Origin of the sequence: Rhizobium sp. G187 (assembly GCF_051549525.1) — a bacterium.
Lineage (GTDB): Bacteria > Pseudomonadota > Alphaproteobacteria > Rhizobiales > Rhizobiaceae > Allorhizobium.
Genome location: NZ_JBPUGM010000008.1, coordinates 167,873 through 186,737 on the forward strand (window position 1 = coordinate 167,873; position 18,865 = coordinate 186,737).

At 63.3% G+C, this 18,865-nt stretch carries 19 protein-coding genes and 1 tRNA gene; 15 read left to right on the forward strand and 5 right to left on the reverse strand.

Going from position 1 to position 18,865, the window contains the following annotated elements; genetic code table 11:
* Window position 1 precedes the first annotated feature (1 nt).
* Window positions 2-1,807 carry an N-acetylglutaminylglutamine synthetase gene (gene ngg, locus ACSV9I_RS20090; RefSeq protein WP_438330533.1) on the forward strand — a complete coding sequence of 602 codons (1,806 nt, stop codon included), beginning with the start codon at window positions 2-4 and terminating at the stop codon, window positions 1,805-1,807.
* A gap of 161 nt (window positions 1,808-1,968) precedes the next feature.
* Window positions 1,969-2,943, forward strand: coding sequence for a glutathione S-transferase family protein (locus ACSV9I_RS20095; protein WP_438330534.1), 975 nt, complete (start codon window positions 1,969-1,971; stop codon window positions 2,941-2,943).
* 55 nt (window positions 2,944-2,998) lie between these two features.
* Here the strand turns inward: ACSV9I_RS20095 and ACSV9I_RS20100 are convergent, their stop codons facing one another.
* The gene (locus tag ACSV9I_RS20100) at window positions 2,999-6,112 is read right to left on the reverse strand and encodes a DNA translocase FtsK (RefSeq protein ID WP_438330535.1); all 3,114 of its coding nucleotides are present in this window, start codon (window positions 6,110-6,112) and stop codon (window positions 2,999-3,001) included.
* A gap of 309 nt (window positions 6,113-6,421) precedes the next feature.
* On the opposite strand from ACSV9I_RS20100, the gene ACSV9I_RS20105 reads away from it, so the two are divergent.
* Window positions 6,422-6,877: a hypothetical protein gene (locus ACSV9I_RS20105; RefSeq protein ID WP_438330536.1), complete on the forward strand. Its 456-nt coding sequence runs from the start codon at window positions 6,422-6,424 to the stop codon at window positions 6,875-6,877.
* Between the two features lies 1 nt (window position 6,878).
* Complete coding sequence (locus ACSV9I_RS20110) at window positions 6,879-7,466, forward strand: IMPACT family protein (RefSeq protein ID WP_054156399.1); 588 nt, start codon at window positions 6,879-6,881, stop codon at window positions 7,464-7,466.
* Window positions 7,467-7,499: 33 nt separating this feature from the next.
* On the opposite strand, the gene ACSV9I_RS20115 is transcribed toward ACSV9I_RS20110, so the two are convergent.
* The gene (locus ACSV9I_RS20115; protein ID WP_438330537.1) at window positions 7,500-8,321 is read right to left on the reverse strand and encodes a tetratricopeptide repeat protein; all 822 of its coding nucleotides are present in this window, start codon (window positions 8,319-8,321) and stop codon (window positions 7,500-7,502) included.
* A 134-nt stretch (window positions 8,322-8,455) separates the two neighbouring features.
* On the opposite strand from ACSV9I_RS20115, the gene ACSV9I_RS20120 reads away from it, so the two are divergent.
* From ACSV9I_RS20120 to ACSV9I_RS20135, 4 genes are all read left to right on the forward strand, one after another.
* Window positions 8,456-9,841: a leucyl aminopeptidase family protein gene (locus ACSV9I_RS20120; protein WP_054156397.1), complete on the forward strand. Its 1,386-nt coding sequence runs from the start codon at window positions 8,456-8,458 to the stop codon at window positions 9,839-9,841.
* Window positions 9,842-9,943: 102 nt separating this feature from the next.
* Window positions 9,944-10,291: a MarR family transcriptional regulator gene (locus ACSV9I_RS20125; protein ID WP_054156396.1), complete on the forward strand. Its 348-nt coding sequence runs from the start codon at window positions 9,944-9,946 to the stop codon at window positions 10,289-10,291.
* 6 nt (window positions 10,292-10,297) lie between these two features.
* Window positions 10,298-11,158, forward strand: coding sequence for an NlpC/P60 family protein (locus tag ACSV9I_RS20130; RefSeq protein ID WP_438330538.1), 861 nt, complete (start codon window positions 10,298-10,300; stop codon window positions 11,156-11,158).
* Between the two features lie 79 nt (window positions 11,159-11,237).
* The gene (locus ACSV9I_RS20135; protein WP_438330539.1) at window positions 11,238-11,606 is read left to right on the forward strand and encodes a hypothetical protein; all 369 of its coding nucleotides are present in this window, start codon (window positions 11,238-11,240) and stop codon (window positions 11,604-11,606) included.
* Between the two features lie 33 nt (window positions 11,607-11,639).
* Here the strand turns inward: ACSV9I_RS20135 and ACSV9I_RS20140 are convergent, their stop codons facing one another.
* Entirely contained in the window at window positions 11,640-11,852 is a 213-nt protein-coding gene (locus tag ACSV9I_RS20140; protein WP_054156394.1) for a hypothetical protein, read from the reverse strand.
* A 155-nt stretch (window positions 11,853-12,007) separates the two neighbouring features.
* Window positions 12,008-12,094 (reverse strand) — tRNA-Leu (locus tag ACSV9I_RS20145).
* Between the two features lie 228 nt (window positions 12,095-12,322).
* Here ACSV9I_RS20145 and ACSV9I_RS20150 point away from each other — a divergent pair.
* On the forward strand, window positions 12,323-12,763 hold the full coding sequence (locus ACSV9I_RS20150) for a BA14K family protein (protein WP_438330540.1): 441 nt from the start codon (window positions 12,323-12,325) through the stop codon (window positions 12,761-12,763).
* 48 nt (window positions 12,764-12,811) lie between these two features.
* Here the strand turns inward: ACSV9I_RS20150 and ACSV9I_RS20155 are convergent, their stop codons facing one another.
* Window positions 12,812-13,120 carry a SelT/SelW/SelH family protein gene (locus ACSV9I_RS20155; RefSeq protein ID WP_054156392.1) on the reverse strand — a complete coding sequence of 103 codons (309 nt, stop codon included), beginning with the start codon at window positions 13,118-13,120 and terminating at the stop codon, window positions 12,812-12,814.
* A gap of 113 nt (window positions 13,121-13,233) precedes the next feature.
* Between ACSV9I_RS20155 and ACSV9I_RS20160 the strand changes: the two genes are divergently transcribed.
* The 6 genes from ACSV9I_RS20160 to ACSV9I_RS20185 form a co-directional block, all read left to right on the forward strand.
* The gene (locus ACSV9I_RS20160) at window positions 13,234-13,674 is read left to right on the forward strand and encodes a DoxX family protein (protein WP_438330541.1); all 441 of its coding nucleotides are present in this window, start codon (window positions 13,234-13,236) and stop codon (window positions 13,672-13,674) included.
* A gap of 152 nt (window positions 13,675-13,826) precedes the next feature.
* Complete coding sequence (locus tag ACSV9I_RS20165; protein WP_438330542.1) at window positions 13,827-14,525, forward strand: type 1 glutamine amidotransferase; 699 nt, start codon at window positions 13,827-13,829, stop codon at window positions 14,523-14,525.
* Window positions 14,526-14,651: 126 nt separating this feature from the next.
* Window positions 14,652-15,245, forward strand: coding sequence for a LysE family translocator (locus ACSV9I_RS20170; protein WP_438330543.1), 594 nt, complete (start codon window positions 14,652-14,654; stop codon window positions 15,243-15,245).
* Between the two features lie 96 nt (window positions 15,246-15,341).
* Window positions 15,342-16,655 (forward strand): vanadium-dependent haloperoxidase, encoded by a 1,314-nt coding sequence (locus ACSV9I_RS20175; protein WP_438330544.1) that lies wholly within the window; start codon window positions 15,342-15,344, stop codon window positions 16,653-16,655.
* Window positions 16,652-18,265 carry a CRTAC1 family protein gene (locus ACSV9I_RS20180; RefSeq protein ID WP_438330545.1) on the forward strand — a complete coding sequence of 538 codons (1,614 nt, stop codon included), beginning with the start codon at window positions 16,652-16,654 and terminating at the stop codon, window positions 18,263-18,265. Before ACSV9I_RS20175 ends, ACSV9I_RS20180 begins: the two co-directional genes overlap by 4 nt.
* Before the next feature lie 410 nt (window positions 18,266-18,675).
* Window positions 18,676-18,865, forward strand: a 190-nt coding sequence (locus ACSV9I_RS20185) for a hypothetical protein (protein WP_438330546.1), incomplete at its 3' end; no start/stop codon positions are given.

Below are 18,865 nucleotides of genomic sequence, written 5' to 3' on the forward strand. Positions count from 1 at the left end.
CGTGAACAATGCGCAGAAGAAAGCAGCGACCGCGCCGCGCAAGCCAAGGCGCGGCAGCGCACTCTCCCATCGCCTCACCCGGCTGAGATCGCCCGGCGACGGCGGTTTCAGTCAGGCCGGACGGAGTGTTGAGGCGGCTGATGCACCGGGCCGCAATATCGCGCTTGATTGCGGCTGGGGACGTCTGCTCTTCACCCAGACCTTTGATCGTTACGAAGACCTCCTCCATGCGCTGCGCGAAGAAGCGCCCGATGCGCGGGATATCGCCTTCCATGTCCGCGACCCGCATGTGCTGCTTGCCCAGGCACCGCAGGAAATCTTTCTTGATCCGTCACACACGTTTCGCCTCGATCTTTCCACCTATCGCGCCGGCGGCCGTCGCCCGCGTGGCGTCACCATTCGCAGGCTGGCATCCGAGGCAGATGCCGCCGGCATCAATGCCGTCTATGCCTCTTGCGGCATGATCCAGGTGCGCGAGGACTTCTTCGCCGGGGATCGCGACAGCCGCCCCGTCACCTATTTCGTCGCCCAGGACGATGCGACCGGCCAGATCATCGGCACCGTCACCGGTATTGACCATCAGCGCCTGTTCGATGATCCCGAGCGCGGTGCTTCACTGTGGTGCCTCGCCGTCCATCCGCAGGCCCGCCAGCCGGGCATCGGTGAGGGGCTGGTGCGCACGCTCGCCGAACATTACCAGGCCCGCGGCATCGCCTATGTCGATCTCTCGGTTCTGCACGACAATAAAAAGGCGATCGGCCTTTATGAAAAGCTCGCCTTCCGTCGCGTGCCGCTCTTTGCTGTCAAACGTAAGAACGCCATCAACGAGAAGTTCTTCGCCCAGCCCGTGGAAGGCTATGAGAGCCTCAACCCCTATGCGCGGCTGATTGTCGACGAGGCGCTGCGTCGCGGCATCCATGTTGAGGTGACAGACGCCGAAGGCGGCTTCTTCCGCCTGATCCATGGCGGGCGCACGATTCATTGCCGCGAAAGCCTCTCGGATCTGACTTCGTCGGTCGCCATGTCGATCTGCGATGACAAGGCAGTGACCCGCCGCTTTGCCGAGGCAGCCAGCCTTAGCGTCCCGCAGCAGCTCTCGGCCGACGCGTCGGACGAAGACAAGCGCGCCTTTCTCGAAACCCATGGCAAGCTGGTAGTCAAGCCGGCCCGCGGCGAGCAGGGACGGGGCATCTCGGTCGGCATATCCTCGATGGACGCGCTCCAGGCCGCCATCCGCCAGGCTCGCCAGGTGTCAGACCGCGTGCTGCTTGAAGCTTGCTTCGAAGGCGAGGACCTGCGCCTGGTTGTCATCGATTACAAACTCGTCGCCGCTGCTGTCCGTCGCCCGCCACGCGTCATGGGCGATGGTCGGTCCTCGATCCGCAAGCTGATTGAGCAGCAATCCCGCCGCCGCGCCGCCGCGACCGGGGGCGAGAGCCGTATTCCGGTGGATGCCGAGACGAAGCGTTGCCTCGCTGAGCAGGATCTCGACCTAGAGACCATCCTCGATGAGGGGCGCGAGATCACCGTCCGCAAGGCTGCCAATCTCCACACGGGCGGCACAATCCATGATGTCACCGCAACCGTGCATCCGGATCTTGTCGATGCCGCCTGTCGGGCAGCGAGGGCCATCAAGATCCCGGTCGTCGGCATCGATTTCATGGTCCGCGATCCCGCGGACGCCGATTATGTCTTCATCGAAGCCAATGAACGCCCGGGTCTTGCCAACCACGAACCGCAGCCGACCGCCCAGCGTTTCGTCGAACTTCTCTTTCCCGGCAGTCGCGCGCAGCTTGCCGCCTCCTAACCCATTGAACTAACATCATCGGCAGTCGTTCAATTTAGTTGAACAGTTTTTCAAGAAACTTTCGGTTTGATTGAACGGCGCCTTGCCGCATGGTGAGCCAGCGGAAGAGGCCGGGCCTCTTCGAAGAGACTGGCCCGCAAGGCGGCGATGGAGACAAGATCATGTTGGTGAATGGCAAGTGGACAGAAGACTGGCAGCCGGTACAGAAGGCCGACGAAAAGGGCCGGTTCGTCCGGCAAACATCGTCCTTCCGCAACTGGATCACGCCGGATGGCAGTGCAGGTCCCACCGGCACGGGCGGCTTTGCCGCCGAAGCCGGTCGCTACCGGCTGTATATCGCCTATATCTGCCCATGGGCATCGCGCACGCTGATGGCCCGTGCCCTCAAGGGTCTCGAAGACATGATCAGCGTTACTGTCGTGGCACCTGCCCTGTCGAACCAGGGCTGGGCCTTCGGCGGCTATCCCGGCGCCGATGCCGACCCGCTCTTCGGTGCCTCACATCTGCATGAACTCTATACCCGCGCCGATCCTGACTTCACCGGCCGCGCCACCGTGCCCGTTCTATGGGATGAGAAGACCGGAACCATGGTCAACAACGAGAGCGCCGACATTATCCGCATGTTCGATACGGCCTTCGAAGCCCTGGTGCCGTCCGACATCCGGCTCTACCCGGAGGATATCGGCGACGAGATCGATGCGCTCAATGCCCGCGTCTACGACCTCCTGAACAATGGCGTCTACAAGTCCGGCTTCGCCTCGACGCAGGTTGCTTATGATGAAGCGGTCGAGGGTGTATTCCAGATGCTGGACGAGTTGGAACAGCGGCTCTCGGACGGGCGGGATTTCCTGTTCGGTGACCGTTTCACCGAAGCCGATATCCGCCTCTTCGTCACGCTGATCCGGTTTGATGCCGCCTATCATGGCCTCTTCAAGACCAATCGCCGGCGCATTGCCGATTATCCGGCCCTCTCGGCCTACCAGGAGCGCGTGCTGCGTCTGAAGGGCGTCCGGGCAACCGTCAACATGGACCATATCGTCAGGGGCTATTATTCGATCAAGACGCTGAACGCGACGGGCATCGTCCCGACAGGTCCGCAACACGTGATCGACCTGCTCGCCCGGACGGCGGTCTGATCCATTCTGGACAGTGTGCGGCCGGGAAAACAAGTCCCGGCCGCCGCAGTGTTTCTCAGCCTTCGAAGTCTTCGGCGACAGGTGCCACTTCGCGGCCGCCAACGATGATCGCCCGCTTGCCGACATGGTTGGCAGGCCCGACAATGCCTTCCTGCTCCATGCGTTCTACCAGTGAGGCGGCCTTGTTGTAGCCGATCGACAGGCGGCGCTGGATATAGGAGGTCGAGCACTTCTTGTCGCGCAACACCACCTTCACGGCCTTGTCGAAGAGATCATTGCCATCTTCTTCGGCCATCGCGCCCTTGTCGAACACGGCGGTGTCCTCTTCCGGCTCCTCTTCGACCTCATCCGCATCCTCGGTCACGGTGCCGAGATATTCCGGCCGTCCCTGCAGCTTCAGATGCGCGACAACCTTCTCAACTTCCTCATCGGAAACGAAGGGGCCGTGCACGCGGGCAATGCGGCCGCCACCCACCATGTGCAGCATGTCGCCCTGGCCAAGCAGGTGCTCGGCACCCGGTTCGCCCAGAATGGTGCGGCTGTCGATCTTCGAGGTCACCTGGAAGGAGACGCGTGTCGGGAAGTTTGCCTTGATCGTGCCGGTGATGACGTCGACCGATGGGCGCTGCGTCGCCATGATCAGGTGGATGCCGGCTGCACGCGCCATCTGGGCGAGCCGCTGGATCGCGCCTTCGATCTCCTTGCCGGCCACCATCATCAGGTCGGCCATCTCGTCGACCACGACGACGATATAGGGCATCGGCGAGAGGTCGAGTTCCTGTTCCTCATAGACGATCTCGCCACTCTGCCGGTCGAAGCCGGTCTGTACGCTGACGGTGATCGTCTCGCCCTTCTCGCGCGCCTGGGCCGCACGGGCATTGTAGCCGTCGATATTGCGCACGCTGAGGCGGCTCATCTTGCGATAGCGATCCTCCATCTCGCGCACGGCCCATTTCAGCGCCATCACGGCCTTCTTCGGGTCGGTCACGACAGGGGTGAGCAGATGCGGGATGCCGTCGTAGACGGAGAGTTCCAGCATCTTCGGATCGACCATGATCAACCGGCACTCATCCGGTCGGAACCGGTAGAGCAGCGACAGGATCATCGTGTTGATCGCCACCGACTTGCCCGAGCCGGTGGTGCCGGCGACGAGCAAATGCGGCATCTTCGCAAGTTCTGCGATGACCGACTCGCCGCCAATGGTCTTGCCGAGGCACACCGGCAGCTTGTAGCGGCTTTCGGAATACTCAGGCGTCTCGATCAGTTCGCGCAGATAGACGGTTTCGCGTACGGGGTTCGGCAGTTCGATGCCGATCACGTTGCGGCCGGGCACGACCGCGACACGAGCCGAAAGCGCCGACATGGAGCGGGCGATGTCATCGGAGATGCCGATGACACGGGAGGATTTCACACCCGGTGCCGGCTCGAATTCATAGAGCGTGACGACCGGGCCGGGGCGCACATCGATCACTTCGCCCTTGACGCCAAAATCTTCCAGCACGCTTTCCAGAAGGCCAGCACTCTGTTCCAGAGCCTCGGCGGTCATCGTGGTCGTGGTGCGGATCGGCGGCTCCTGCAGGAGGTCGATCGGCGGCAGTTCGTATTCACCTTCACCAAGCGCAACCTGGGCCTTGAACAACGGCTGGCGTGCAGAGGTGATGGAGGCCATGGGCGAATGCGCGGCTGCGACGACCGGCGCAATCACCGCTGCCGGAAGCTGAACGGTCGGCATGGAGGCGATCAACGATTGCCCTATGACATCGCGACGCGCGATCTCCCGGTAAAGCGCTACCACGGAACCTTCAGGGGCGTCGAATGCCGGCCTGATGGTCGACAGGGCAGCCGGGAGTGTGACGTCGACGCTATCCACCTGCGGCGCATAACGCACCACTTCCACCTTGCGCACCTCCACCTTGGGCACTGGCGTCGGCGCAACCCGCCGCGCAAAATTCGCCTGCTGGGCAGTCGGGGCTGGCATGGTCACCGGAGCTTGTACCGGCGTCGGCGGCAGGGCTTCCGCTACAGGTTCGAACATCGCCTCGAAGAAAATGTGATCGGAGAGAAGCGCGCTGATCGGAAGACGGGTCTCCGCAGTGGCAGACGGGGCAGGAACCGCGTCCGGGATCGCTGTAGAATGCGCGGTGCTCGGCGTCTGTGACACGGCCGGAGCGAAAGTCTGGCCGCTCGTCGCGGCGAGAACAGCGCCAACCGGACGGCCAACCGTCATATAGGGCCCATAGGTCGGAGTTGTCTGAGCCGGAGCTTGAGGGGCAGGGGCTTGCTGCACGGGAGCCTGCTGGACAGGAGGCTGTCCCGACTGGGTCGCAGACACTGCCGGGCGGAAGAAGGCATTGCGTGCCGCCGCCGGACGGATCGTGCCTGCGGCCGGGGTTGCCGTTGGGCTCGCCGGCGCAGGCTGTTGCATCGCGGATTGCCCGACCTGTGGCTGCGCGACTGCCGGTGACCCGCCCTGCGGCAGGGTCGGGTGCACTGTCGGCTGTACCGAACCGACCGTGGCCGATTGCGTGCTGGCAAGCACGCTGCGCATGCCCTGGACCAGCGGTGCCGGTTGCGAAGCGGGCGGCTGAGGTGCGAAGGGGCGGGCGGGGTCCTCTGCCATGCTGGCCTGCCAGGCGGATTGCTCGGCCTGCTGGCGGGCAAGCTCGCGGCGGAGCTTGTAGGTCAGGGCACGCGCGCCCACGGCATCCGGCGGCTGCGGCAGAACGACGGAAGCCGGTGTCCGGTCCTGTGGCTTCTGCGGCGCTGCGGGGACCTGGGCATGACGGTTTGCAACCGGCGCGGACGGCTGCGCCGAATAGGCGGGATTGCCGGTGGTAGCGGGGCTGCGCGGCTGGGATGGCTGGACAGGAGCCGCAGACCTCTGCGGGTTCGTCTGTGCTGTGACGGACAGGGCTGGAGGCGTCAGCGGAGCGGCCGTCCGAGCCACCTGCATGGGTTCGATGGTTTCAGGCTGGTTGCGCGGTGCAGCGACGCGGTCCGGCGTGCGGGTGAAGCGGACATTGGGGCCAAGCACGAAGGCCGACTGCCAGGTCTGCGCCTCGCCATGCCCTTCGATCTGGTTGGCGGCCATCTGGTCGGTGCCGGCCAGCCGGCCGCCCTGTCCATGCGGCGGACTGGACGGCGTTGCACCCGAACCGTTACGAGACATGCCCTGATCCTCGCCCAACTGATTGTTTTGTAATGCGGAATTATGACGGGGAGGATGCATCGAAAACCTGAACGCTGACGGGATACAAAAACTCTTGAAGAGCTTTATTCAGTAGAAAATAAAGGTTAACGACTGCTTGCCGTGCAGCCGATTTCCCTAATGCGCGGTGTCCGGAATTTCCCTTTGCGCGGTCACGATCATGCTGCCAGCAAAGGCAATTTTGCCTCGATCCGGAAAGCGTGCCGCGACAGACTTTTTTTCTCGCCTTCGGGTCTGCGTCGGGCTAGGCAAGGTCGAACGGAAGATCCGATGTCGAAGAAATCCAAGCCCAACCAACTGAAGAAACTGCTGAAAGCCTGGAGCGGGGCCGAGCCTGAGGAGCGCCGCGCCTTTCTCGATCTGGTGGCGGCCGAAACACGCGCCACGGCTGCTGCCGGTGGCCTTGTCGCGCTGCCGGCAGGCCTCCAGGACCCAGCCATGATCGAGGAGGATGGCCCGAAGGGCGAGACCCTGATCGCGAACGGCCGCTATCTTCTGCCCTCGACCATTGCCAGGATGGAAGCCGTCATGCGCAGAAGGCGTCTGACGCCATCCGCCGTGATGGGCGAGCTCGGTTTCTCCGCCCGCGACCCGTCGCTGGCCCGGGCGCTCGCGATGAAGGCCGCGCTGCGGCTTGCCGTGGTCAAGGCGCTGGAAATCTGGCTCAGCGAAAACGAGGCCCGAAGCGCCAGTCCCGGCGGCGCAGGCGGAGAAGGCGAGGCCTGACATGCCGTTTACGCTTTCCGGCCCCGTGGATCTGACCCGCGACATCAAGAAAAGCCGGTTCATCGCGCGCGCCGCACCGATTGCGTCGGAAGATGAGGCAAAGGCCTTTCTCGCGGCGCAATCCGATCCCGCAGCCAATCACAATTGCTGGGCCTGGCGCCTCGGCCAGTCCTATCGGTTCTCCGATGATGGCGAACCCTCGGGCACGGCCGGAAAGCCGATCCTGCAGGCGATCGACGGCCAGGCTCTTGATGGCGTGGTGGTCGTGGTGACGCGCTTCTTCGGCGGCATTCTGCTCGGCAGTGGCGGTCTCATGCGCGCCTATGGCGGAACCGCCGCGGAAATGCTGCGCCTTGCCGAAAAGATCGAGATCATTCCCATGGCGACGGGAGAGGCCGAATGTGGTTTCTCCGATCTCGCTCTGGTCAAGGCACGCCTCTTGGCGCTGCCCTATCTGACGCTGGCCGAGGACTTCGAGGCCTCAGGCGTGCGCCTGACCGTGACACTGCGCCAGGGCGACGAGCAAAAGGCCGCAGACCTGCTGCGGGATCTGACCAGCGGCCGAAGCCGCCTGATCTTTCCGGACTGAGGGGTGCGGGAACGGGGGGGCAAGGCAGAGACCTCAGCCGCTTTTTTTCGTCTTGCCTTCGCTTGCCAGCTGCTTCCACGAATTCTGCTGGGAGAGCATGCCGCGCAGATATTGCAGGTTGGCGGCCGCCTGTTGCGGGTCGAGTTCCTGCGCGGCAATCTGTTCGGCCTCCTGGAAACGGCCCTGAAGACCGATCACCAGTGCCAGGTTCTGCCGCACGCGGCTGTCGGCGCCCGGCTGCTGGGCGGCCTGCCTGAGATTGCTTTCCGCAGACTTCAGGTCGCCCGAAAGCACGTAGGACATGCCGAGATTGGACAACACGCTTGGATCGTTTGGCTGCATCTCAAGCGCCATGCGGTAGCGTGAGCGCGCTTCGCTGGAGCGCCCCAACTGGTCGAGCACGGCGCCTTCGGCCGAGTACAGGCGCCAGTCGGGCCGGTCCGGCCTCTGGGCGCGGCCGATCGTGCCGAGCGCCTTCTCCAGCTGCCCGGCGGCAGCCTGGGCCTTGCCAAGGGCGGCCAGCGCCTCGCGATCATTGGGATGGGCGATCGCGACCTGCTGCATAACGGCGAGCGCCTGGGCATTGCGGCCCGACATCATCAGCACATTGGCATAGGAAAGCCCGATATCGCGGTCCTTGGGGTTGCGCTCATAGGATTGGCCGATACTGTCGGCTGCCCGCGTCAGTTCCGGCCCATTCATCGAATCAACCGGCTTGTTCATCTTGGGGATCGACCCGGTCGTCAGCGGTTTCCTGCTGCTCGCGCAGCCCGAAATGCCAAGCGCCGCGATCACCGTGACGGCGGTTGCCATCACTTTCAAGCTGCGACGCGTGCCTTTGTCCCGAGTGACCATGTCCGTGCCCCGAATTCTGTGCGTGCGGCAGGCTTCTCGACTCTGCCGTAATCTCCGCTCAAGCAATAATCCGTTAACCCTAATGGAGTGTTAATCGTGCTCCAGCGATTCCTCCCGACGAAAGCATTGAAGTCATGGCCCCCTTCCAGTTGATCGAACGTCCGTCTCCCTTCAGCACCAAGGGCGGCAAGAGCCTGCCGGTCTTCGCGGTCACGCCCGCGCATGTCGAGACGGGTACGCTTGATCCGGTCGCCCTCGACTGGGCGAAGAAGACTGGCTTCAAGGCCGAATCAGGTAGCCTGCTCCTGATTCCCGCCGCCGATGGCCATCTCGGCGGCGCGCTCCTGGGCCTCGGCTCCAACCCGTCGGAAAATCCCTATCTCACCGGCAAGCTTGCCCGCCTCCTGCCGGCGGGCGAGTGGCATATCGAAACGGCGCCGCTCACCGCCAACCGCCTTCTGCTTGGCTATGGGCTCGGAGCCTACAGCTTCGACAAGTATCGCTCCGAGCGGATCACCGAGCCGCGCCTGCTCATCCCCCAGGATGCCGACGCTGCCGACATCAAGCGCCAGATCGCCGGCGTTTTCCTGGCTCGTGACCTGATCAACACGCCGGCCAACGACATGAGCCCGGCCGACATCGAAGATGCCGTCCGCAAGCTGGCCGACCACTACAAGGCCGAGGTGTCTGTCATTGCCGGCGACGACCTGCTCGCCCAGAATTTTCCGCTGATCCACGCCGTCGGCCGCGCCTCGACGGTCGCGCCGCGCCTGATCGAAATGCGCTGGGGCAAGGCGGGCCACCGCAAGGTAACGCTGGTCGGAAAGGGAGTGAGCTTCGACACCGGCGGTCTCGATATCAAGCCGTCCTCATCCATGCTCCTGATGAAGAAGGATATGGGCGGCGCTGCCAATGTGCTCGGCCTTGCCCTGATGATCATGGATGCCAAGCTGAAGGTCGATCTGACCGTCATCGTTCCCGCCGTCGAGAATGCCATCGCCGGAAACGCGTTCCGCCCGGGTGACGTCTATCGCAGCCGCAAGGGCCTTACGGTCCAGATCGATAATACCGATGCCGAAGGCCGCCTGATCCTGGCCGACGCGCTCGCCTACGCTGACGCGAGCGCCCCGGATCTCCTGATCGACATGGCTACGCTGACGGGTGCCGCCCGCGTGGCGCTTGGCCCCGACCTGCCGCCCTTCTTCACCGATGATGAGGACCTCGCCCACGCAATCACCGACGCGAGCCTCGCCGTCGATGATCCGCTGTGGCGCATGCCGCTCTACAAGGGCTATGAGCGCATGCTGAAGGCCCAGATCGCCGACCTGACCAATGCGCCCTCCGGCGGCATGGCCGGCGCCATCACGGCAGCGCTCTTCCTCAAGCGCTTCGTCTCGCCGGGCCGCTCCTGGGCCCATTTCGATATCTTCGGCTGGTCGTCCAGTGAACGTGCTCACTCGCCGGTTGGCGGGGAGGCGCAGGCCATCCGCGCCCTCTACCGCTATCTCGGCGGCAACTGAGCGTTGATTTTGTCGGGCACCTCTTGCCTCAGGCGCGCCGAGCCTGAATGATGGTCGCAGGAAGTGGGGCAGGGGTTGCTCCGCCGGATGTCGGGATACGGCATGGGCATCGAAATGACCGCGAGCCAGGCGCTGGGGCTCTGGCACAAGGTAACCCTGGAGCAGGTCCGCGAGGATGCGCGCGACCTCACCTTGCGCCAGCTCGCCGTTCTGCTCGAAATCTATCTCGTGCCGCCACCGCATACCGTGCGCGGCCTCGCTGCCACCTTGAACGTTACCAAGCCGGTGATCACTCGCGCCCTCGATACGCTTGGCCAGATGGGCCTCGTCGATCGGGTCCGGGATGACCTCGATCGCCGCAGTGTCATCGTCAAGCGCACCGTTGCCGGTGCGCTTTATCTTGAAAAGCTCGGCGATCGCGTCATCGCCACCGGCCGCAAGCTCGGCTGACGGAGAATGCCCATGCTCGACCGGCGTCTTGCCGCCTTCCGCCCGGATCTCGCCGACATCGCCCTCAAGGGTCAGGTGGAGGCCACGCGCTTTGTCGCGCCTGAGCCGGCCATGATCGGCCGCCCCGTTGTGGGCCTTCGCCCGCGTCCGGATATGACCACCGGCATCGACACAGAGCTTCTGCTGGGCGAGGGCGTCCGTGTCTTCGAACGCAGCGGGGGAGTGGCTTGGGTCCAGGCCTTGTCCGACGGCTATGTCGGTTATCTCCCGGAAGAGGCGCTGATCCCCGCAGTCGAGCCGACCCATGTCGTCACCGTGCCAAGAACCTTTGTCTATCCGGGACCAGAGATGAAACTGCCGCCCAGAATGGCAATCTCCATCGGTAGCCGGCTCAAGATTTCGGGAGAAGCCGAGACGCGTGGCACGCGCTATTTCTTGACGGATGACGGCTCTGCCATCATCGCGCGCCATCTCCGCCCGATCGCTGATCCGGCAATGGAAGACTTTGTCTCCATCGCAGCCCGTTTCCTGGAGACGCCCTATCTCTGGGGCGGCAAGTCGGGTTTTGGCATCGATTGTTCGGGGCTGGTGCAGATGTCGCTGGCATTGTCCGGGCACAGCGCCCCGCGCGACAGCGATATGCAGGCCTCGGGCCTTGGCGCGGTCATCACCCGGGAAGAGTTGCGTCGCGGCGATCTGGTCTTCTGGAAAGGCCATGTCGCCATCATGGAAGACGCCGAGACCCTGATTCATGCCAATGGCCACACAATGACTGTTGCCCGCGAACCGCTCGAGGATGCCATCCAAAGAATCGGCTGGCTCTACGAGCAGCCGACCGGCTATCGCCGCCCCGTCGCCGAAACGTGAAGCCGGCACTCTTGGCGCGTTGCGGCCGACTGCTTATATCGGGCCTGTCCCGAACCGGAAATCCATGATGACCGACCCCATGCCGAATCGACATTCATCTGTGCCTCTGCGCAGTCCCGTGTGGCTGGCACTGTCGGTTGTGCTCCTGCTCGCGGCATCGCCTTCGCTGGCAGCCGGGCCCGGGATTGCATGGGGAGAGGCGGGTGCTGAGGAATTCAAGGACCTGCCGGGCGTCAAGCCACAGGATCCGTCCCAGCAGTTCGGCGAGGGGTTTTCGTGCGAAACCCGCAGTGTGACGCCCCGCCACACGAACCGGCGCGAACTGCGCGATTCGCTGCCCTATACGGTGTATCGCTGTGAAAAGAACGGTGTCGTCTACGAAGGCACGCAGCCGCCAAGAAGCGGCCGCATGTGGTATCCGGGCGTCAATCCCCGCGTCATCGACTGAGCTTCGGGGGCTTCGGTAACGTCGAGCCGGATTTCACTCCTGGCCGAGCAGCCCGTCGAACACTTCCAGCATCGCTTCGCTGATTGCAGCGCCCAGCTTCTGCCCTGCGTCGCGCAGTGATTCTTCGTCCATGTCCCGCGCGGCCAGCGCCAGCGCCGTCCCTTCCAGCGCGACAATTTCCTTGGCGCGCTCGATTGCCCAAAGGGCAAAGTCGCTGCGGTTGTCGATGGCGACGGTGTCTTCCATGGGATCCTCTGGCACGGTGGGGCGGGGAAAGCCTGAAAACTGCAAGATCGGCAAAACGGTTCCGCCAGCCATTCTGCAGGCAACAAAAAAGCCCGGCGAGCCGGGCTTTTTATGATGCTTCCAGACAAAGGCAAAGCCTTGATCTGAAAGGAAATTGGTGCCCAGAAGAGGACTCGAACCTCCACACCCTTTCGAGTACCAGCACCTGAAGCTGGCGCGTCTACCAATTCCGCCATCTGGGCGACGAGGAGCGATGTACTGGGGCAGCCCTCAGGTGTCAACCGGCTTTTTGAAGAATTCATGTCATCCTGCAAAAACCTGTGACAAGTGGCGGTGTTCTTCCCCGGGTCGCTAATGACGGGGTCGTGAAAAAGCCGTGATCAGCGCACTCATTGCGTGGGTCGATGCGGTGCCGGTTCGCGCCTGCATCATGAACAAAGGTCAGCTTTCTGAACCAAGGAAATGAGACGATGTTGAAAAAGCGTGTCGTCATGGCTCTGGTGCTTCTCGGCGCCCAGTCATGCATATCGATGGCGGAGGCCGCTGTTCCGGCTCCGGCACGACCGCAAGTCCAGAGCCAGGCCGGGGTCGAAAAAGTCGATCTGGTTTGTGATTTTTCTGGTTGCTACGAGACCTGGGACGAGCCGCCGCCGCGCTATCGCCCACCGCCGCGCTACAGGCCGCCACCGCCGCCGCCGCCATATTATGATGACGAGCCGGGTTACCGCCCGCCGCATTACCGGCCGCCACCGCCGCCGTCCTATTCGGAGCCGCGTCATCGGCCGCCGCGCTCTGTCTGGCGCCGGCATGTCGACTGGTGCCTCAATCGCTACCGGTCCTACAATCCGCGCACCAACGAGTTCCTCGCCAGCCGTGGTTACTACAAGGCCTGCCGTTCACCCTTCTATTGATCGGCATCTGCGGAGGCGGCCCACGGGCCGCCTTCGTCTCGCTCGGCCTTAAGTGTCGAGCCCCTCATTGCGGCTTGCCCGGTCCAAATGCCCGAGATCGCGCTCCGGATCGATCGCATCCCGCACATATTGCTTGAGTTCTTTCGGGCCTGGAAATCCGCCATCCCGCTTTCGTTCCCAAATCAACAAGGCGTCGACCCGGATCTCAAAGACCCCGCCTGTCGCGGGAATAAGTGCGACTTCGGCAAGATCACTCGAGAATGTCTGCAGCAGTTCCTGCGCCATCCAGGCGGAGCGCAGCAGCCAGTTGCACTGGGTGCAGTAGGTGATCGAGATCCTGGGCTTGTCCATGGCCATTCCACTTCACGAATAAGTCAACCAAAATTATCATCTTTTGTGCCGTGCGGCGATTGCCACAAGGCACTGTATTCGCCAAGAGGCAAAATCCATTGTCTTCAAGGAGTTTGTCCATGTCCAACGATTCGAGCCGCCTCTTGATCCCGGCACTTGCCCCTGTCTACCGGTCTGGTCACGACCTGGTGGAAACTCTGCTCCGCCTCGTGGCCGGCGGCTTCCTCGTCGCGCATGGCGCCGGCAAGATCGTCGATCCCTTCGGCACGGTTCAGATGGTCGAGGGCCTCGGCTTCTACCCCGGCGTCTTCTGGTCGCCGTTGCTTGCCGCAACCGAATTCTTCGGCGGTATCCTGCTTGCCATCGGCCTCTTCACCCGCCCCGCCGCCTTCGCCGCCACGATCGTGCTGCTCGTGACGGTCTATTTCCATTGGATCAAGCTCGACCAGGGCTTTTCCGGGGCCGAAAAGTCGCTGCTCTGGGCGGCCATGACCTTCTTCTTCGTCTTCCGCGGCGGCAATGCCCAGTCGGTGGATGCGAAGCTCCGCAAGACCTTTTGACCCACGTGGCCGGCCCGGTCTTGCCCCGGGCCGCGTCTTCTGCTTTCCCGCGTGATGTGCCTCTTGCGACGCAGGCTGAGCCATGCTTCATCTGGGTTTAGCCATCGTCCCTGCGAGTCCCCCCAAGAGCCACCCAGAACCACCAGAGCCACATGCGCGTTGCTATCGTTGAAAACACCAAAATCACCCATGCAGGCCAGGTTGGACATGCACTGGCCGAGGCCGGCGCCGAGACCGTTACCATCCGCGCCTATGCCGGTGAGCCGCTCCCGACATTCGAGGACTACGAGGCTTTGGTGGTGTTTGGCGGCGAGCAGAATGCCCGTGACGACGACGCGCATCCCTATCTGCCGGAACTGGCCGGCTTGATGCGCCGCTTTGGCGACAGCGGCAAGGCGGTCCTTGGCATCTGTCTCGGAAGCCAGTTGCTGGCCCGTGCCTATGGCGGGGAAAATCTCATTGGCGCCGCGCCGGAATTCGGCTGGTGTGAAATCGATCGCACCGATGCGGGCAGGTCCGATCCGGTTCTGTCTGTTCTGCCGGACCGCTTCCTGTCCTTCCAATGGCACGACGACACCTTCAGCCTGCCGAATGGCGCCTTGCATCTGGCCGAAAATGAACGGACGCGCCACCAGGCCTTCCGTCTCGGCCGCGCAGCCTATGGCTTCCAGTTTCATTTCGAGGCGGACCGTCATGTGGTTCGCGATTGGATCCAGCATTTTCCCGAGGTGATCGAGCGCAAGTCACCAGGCTGGCTGGCCCGCCATCCCGAACTCGAAGTGGCGGATGGTGTGCTTTCCGATCAGATGGGTCTCTCCGTCGGCCGTGCCTGGGTGGCGCAGATCCGCTAAGGTCTACGGCCTCAGGGGTGGCGCAGGGCGAGGGCAGCACTCCAAACGTGATCTGTCTTGACCGAAATCAAGCCGCTTCTGTCCGTTGCCTGTTATCTCACATCTCCTGCATGTCGGAGATCCCCCTTGTCCCTCTCAGCCTTTGCTATTGCCGTTCTTCTCCTCCTCCTGACACCCGGGCCCACGAACACGTTGCTCGCCGTATCCGGCGCTTCGCGCGGCCTGAAGGCGTCGCTGCCATTGATCGCAGCCGAGCTTGCGGGCTATCTCACCACCATCCTGCCGCTCGTCTTTCTGGCGGCTCCGCTGCTGTCGGATCAGCCGCTCGTGGCTCTGGGCGTCAAGCTGGCCTCGTCCGCCTGGGTCCTGCTGCTCGCCGTCCGGCTCTGGACGCGGCCACCGGCCATCTGCGCCACCGGCGGCATCAATGGCGCTTGCGTCTATTGCACCACGGTGCTGAACCCAAAGGGCCTGATCATCGGCCTCGCGCTGATCCCCAGCGCCTCCCTGTCGTCCTTTGAGGCGCTGTCCACGCCTCTGGCCTATCTTGCCGTCTTTGCGCTGCTCGTCATGATCGTTGCCACCGGCTGGTTGAGCGTGGGTGCCGCCGTTCTGCGCGGGGTCGCCACGGCACGCCCGCGCCTTATCGGACGGGTTGCTGCCAGCTTCCTTGTCCTGTTCGCTGTGAGCCTCGCAGGTCGTGCCGTCGGCCTGATCTGAAGTCGCACGGCATACCTCCTCTTGCAGGCTGGGGAGCCGCGTGCTTTATCGGTATTCAATCGATTGAGACGGCTTCGCGAACCTTGGGAGGGGGACATGAAAGCAGTGGGGAAACGCCTGGCGGCGTTCTGCTTCATCATGATGGCACTGGCCTTTGCGCCTGCACAGGCAGCACCTGCCAGCGCCGAAACGGTGATCCGCGACTGGTACCGGCTGGTTCTCGAACTGGTGCGCCATACGCCGACCTATTCGCCGCCGGTCGCAAGTCGCGCCTTCGGTTATCTCGGCGTCACCGCCTACGAAGCCCTTGCCAGCGGCGACCGCACGCTGACCTCGTTCGCCGGCCAGTTGAACGGCCTAACCCCGCTGCCGCAGCGCAAGGCCGGTATCGCTTACGATGAAGCCGTCGTGCTCCAGGCGGCCCTCTCCTCCGCCGCCCGCCAACTCTTCGGCAATACCGGTCCGACCGGCCAGCGTGCGCTGAAGCGGATGACGGAAAAGCTCGCAGCCGAGGTGGCCGTTGGTCTCGCCCCCGAACTCGTTGCCCGTAGCCAGGCATATGGCGAAAGCATCACAGCGCATATTCTCGCCTGGTCCGAAGGCGATGGCGGTGCCAAGATCGAGAATATGGGCTTCCCGCTCGAATTCGTGCTCAACGAAGGCCCATCCCACTGGGTGCCGACCAGCCTGATAAACCAGCAGCAAAAACCTCTTCTGCCGAAATGGGGCGAGAACCGCCCCTTCGCCTTGGAGATCGGCAATGCCTGCCCCTTGCCGCCACCGCCGGCCTATAGCGAAGACAAAGGCTCGGCCTTTTACCAGGAAGCGCTCGAAGTCTACGAGCGGGTAAAGAACCTGACGCCCGAGGAGCGTGCCGTTGCCCGCTTCTGGTCTGACGATCCGATGCTTTCGCCAACCCCGCCCGGCCACTGGATCGCCATCGGCCTGAAGATCCTCGACGAACGCAAGGCAAGTGCCGTCGAACATGCCGACTTGATGGCGCGGCTCGGGGTGACGCTGGCCGATGCCTTCATCGGCTGCTGGCATTCCAAGTTCGAATACGACCTCTTGCGCCCGGTCACCTATATCAAGCGTGTCATCGACCCCAAATGGGAGCCGATCCTGATCACGCCGCCCTTCCCGGAATATCCGAGCGGCCATTCCACCCAGTCGGGTGCGGCCGCCACCGTGCTCACCGCCTTCTTTGGCGAGAACTTTGCCTTTACCGACGAGACCCATGCCAAGGACAAACTGCCGAACCGCAGCTTCAAGAGCTTCTGGCATGCGGCCGAGGAAGCCGGCATCTCGCGCCTCTATGGCGGCATCCACTTCCGCGCCGCAATCGAGCGGGGCCTCGACCAGGGGCGATGCATCGGGGCAAAAACGGTGGCCCTGAGGACGCGCGGATGATCGTCATCAGCAGCCTCCGCATCTTGATGGTCTCCGCCCTGCTCGCCGGCTCTGCCTTGGCCAATGATGTGCCCCTTCTGCCGAAGTTTGCCGATGAAACCGCATCCAGCGGCATTTCCAGCACCTATCGCGGCGATTGGGAGTTCATGGTCGGCGGAGGTGCCGGCAGCTTCGACTGCAATGCGGATGGCTTCCCCGACCTCGTTCTGGCGGGCGGCGAGGACAAGGCGAAATTCTATCGCAACCGCAGCACATCCGGCGGTCCGCTGAAATTCGAGGCGCAGGTCTCCGGCCTCGAACTCGACAAGGTGATCGGCGCCTATCCGCTCGATATCGACGGCGACAGCAAACAGGACGTCGTCCTCCTGCGCTCCGGCGAAAATGTCGTGATGCGCGGCCTGGGCGAATGTCGTTTCGAACGCGCTAACGAGGCCTGGGCCTTCGACGGTGGCGATGCCTGGTCCACCGCCTTTTCCGCCACGTTCGAGCTGGGCAGCGCCTGGCCAACGCTTGCCGTTGGCAATTACATTGACCGTTTCGAGGACTTCGAACCCTGGGGCTCCTGCACCGACAACTGGCTGCATCGCCCGGCCACAAGCGGTGAACGTCGCTTTGCACCGCCCTTGCCGCTCACCCCGTCTTTCTGCCCCTTGTCCATCCTCTTCACCGACTGGAACCGCTCCGGCACACCGTCGCTGCGCGTTTCCAATGACCGGGAGTATTACAAGGGCGGGCAGGAGCAGATGTGGAAAGTCCTGCCCGGCAAGGCGCCCGAACTGTTCAGCCAGACCGAAGGCTGGCGCTACCTGCGGATCTGGGGCATGGGCATCGCCTCCCACGACCTCGATTTCGACGGTTACCCGGAATATTTTCTCACCAGCATGGCCGACAACAAGCTGCAGAAGCTGGCCGAAATCCCGGCTGACGGCCAGCCGAAGCCGTCCTATGCCGATATCGCCTTCGCCAAAGGGGCAACAGCCCATCGACCCTATATCGGTGGCGAGATCCGCCCCTCGACGGCCTGGCACACCGATTTCGAGGACGTCAACAACGACGGCCGCAGCGATCTCTTCATTGCCAAGGGCAATGTCGCCAAGATGCCGGACTTTGCTGAAAAGGACCCGAACAATCTTCTGGTCCAGGGCGCGGATGGCAAGTTCGTCGAGATGGGCGACAAGGCCGGCATCGCCTCGACCGCCACCGGTCGGGGCGGCGCGCTTGCCGATTTCAATCTTGATGGCCGGATTGACCTTCTCGTGGTGAACCAGGGTTCACCCGTCGAGATCTGGCGGAATGTGACGGAAGGTGCGGGCCGCTTTCTCCAGATTGCGCTCCGCCAGGACGGCGCCAACCGCGACGCCGTCGGCGCCTGGATCGAGGTGAAAACCGGTGACGTCATCCAGCGCCGCGAAGTGACGATCGGCGGCGGCCATGCCAGCGGCAAGACCGGCTGGTGGCATTTTGGGCTGGGGTCCGTGGGTGAAACGGAGTTGCGTGTGCTCTGGCCGGATGGCGCGGCGGGCGAATGGCAGACGGTCAAGGCCGACGGATTTTATGTGGTGGAGCCGGGCAAGACGCCGAGGGCCTGGAGGTCGGGCGAGGGGTTGTGAGGCTTGCGGGAGTGTCCATCTCCCCCTGGCGGGGGAGAAAGCGGTTTCGATGAATTGGCCTAGTGCAAGCGGCCTAAACATCAGAAATCGCAAGTGAGGGGCTGTTATGTCGTGGCAACGGAACCGATCCCCTCACCAACAAAATCTGAAGTTTAGGCGGCTTGCGCTCGCCTAAGCCTTCGATTTTGTAACCTCTCCCACAAGGGGGAGAGGGAAGCCACTTGTCGCAACGCCCTCATGCTGAGGCGCACGCGCAGAGCGCGGGCCTCGAAGCATCCCATTAACCTGGCGCTGGGCTGGCCTCGTGCTTCTGATGTCGCATTCGCTCCACCTCAGCATGAGGGGTGGCGGGGTGGCCTCGTCTTCGAGGGTCGCATTCGCTCCCACCTCAGGATGAGGGGGAGGCGGTGGTGTTCAATCTGTCAAAAAACCAAGCTTCGCCGCCGGTCGGGATCACTCCCCCCGGGGATGGCTTTGTTTATCTCGGACGAGGCGCCAGAAGCAGCCTGTCTAAGTATAAGTATGTGGCTCCTTCCGGCGCCCCGTTCGGCGTCTATTCCCGCTTGCATGCGTCTCTCTGGCAAGGCGGCGACGGTCTTC